This window comes from Streptomyces sp. NPDC026589, from assembly GCF_040638385.1.
GTDB lineage: Bacteria > Actinomycetota > Actinomycetes > Streptomycetales > Streptomycetaceae > Streptomyces.
Genome location: NZ_JBEZYG010000074.1, coordinates 1 through 1,263, shown reverse-complemented (window position 1 = coordinate 1,263; position 1,263 = coordinate 1). Strand labels below are relative to the sequence as shown.

General features: G+C 68.9%; 2 protein-coding genes. Both read right to left on the bottom strand.

Annotation, left to right across the window (positions count from 1 at the left end; genetic code table 11):
• Positions 1-873: beta-ketoacyl synthase N-terminal-like domain-containing protein (locus AB0F29_RS41575; RefSeq protein ID WP_361884208.1), on the bottom strand; the 873-nt coding region annotated here is incomplete at its 3' end.
• Between the two features lie 31 nt (positions 874-904).
• Positions 905-1,263: acyl carrier protein (locus AB0F29_RS41570; protein ID WP_361884206.1), on the bottom strand; the 359-nt coding region annotated here is incomplete at its 5' end.

Sequence of the window (1,263 nt, the reverse complement as noted above, 5' to 3'; positions counted from 1 at the left end):
AAGGATCCGGTGCCCGTTGCGCCGCGCCTCCGACAGCCGCTCCAGGACCACCACCCCGACGCCCTCGGCCCAGCCGGTGCCGTCCGCGGCGTCCGCATACGACTTGCACCGGCCATCCGAGGACAGCCCGCCGTGGCGCGAGAACGCCTCGAACGCCCCCGGCGTCGCCATCACCTTGGCCCCGCCCGCCAGCGCCAGCGAGCACTCCCCCTGCCGCAACGCCTGCGCCGCCAGATGGATCGCGACCAGCGAGGACGAACACGCCGTGTCCACCGTCACCGCCGGACCCTCAAAGCCGAACACGTACGACACCCGGCCGGAGGCCACACTCGACGCCGCCCCCGTGCCGATACCCCCGAGCTCGGAGTGCACGTTGGTACCCGCGAAGTAGTCGGTGCCCATGACGCCGGAGAACACCGCGACGTCTTGGCCCTTCAACGTCCCCGGGTCGATCCCGGCCTGTTCCAACGCCTCCCACGAGGTCTCCAGCAGCAACCGCTGCTGCGGATCCATCGTCAGCGCCTCACGCGGCGAGATCCCGAAGAAACCCGCGTCGAACTCCGCCGCGTCATACAGGAACCCGCCCCGGGGCACGTCCGGGGTGCCGGCCTGGCCCGGGTCGGAGTCGAACACCCCCTCCAGATCCCAGCCACGATCAGACGGGAAACCGGACACACCGTCCCGGCCCTCGCTGACCAGCCGCCACAAATCCTCCGGACCCGCCACACCGCCGGGCAGATGACACGCCATACCCACAACCGCAATCGGCTCCCCGGAGGCCTCCAAGAGCTGGCGGTTCTGCTTCTTCAGCGAGCCGACCTCTTCGAGCGATGCTCGGAGCGCCTCGACGACCTTTTCATAAGGAGCACTCACTTGAAATCCCCAACCATCAGTCGCCGCAGAGTCACTTGTCGCCGAGCGCCAGCTGCACGAGATCGTCGACGTTCAAGTCGGCGATCGCGGTCTCGTCATCGGCGTCTTCCACCATGCCGATCGGCGGTTCGTGGCCATTGAGTTCAACCAGCCTGACCAGGGCGTCCAACAGTCCAGCCGCCCGGAACTGGGCGAGTGGGAGCGACGCGATCCCGCGCCGCAGCCGCGCCTCGTCCACGTCCGGGCCGGCCGTGACGCCGTCGGGGATCACTTCGCGGTGGAGATGGCGGGCGAGGGCGAGCGGATTGGGGTAGTCGAAAACGATGGTGGCGGCAAGCTTGAGGCCGGTGGCCCCACGAAGGCGGTTACGCAACTCGACCGAGGTGAGCG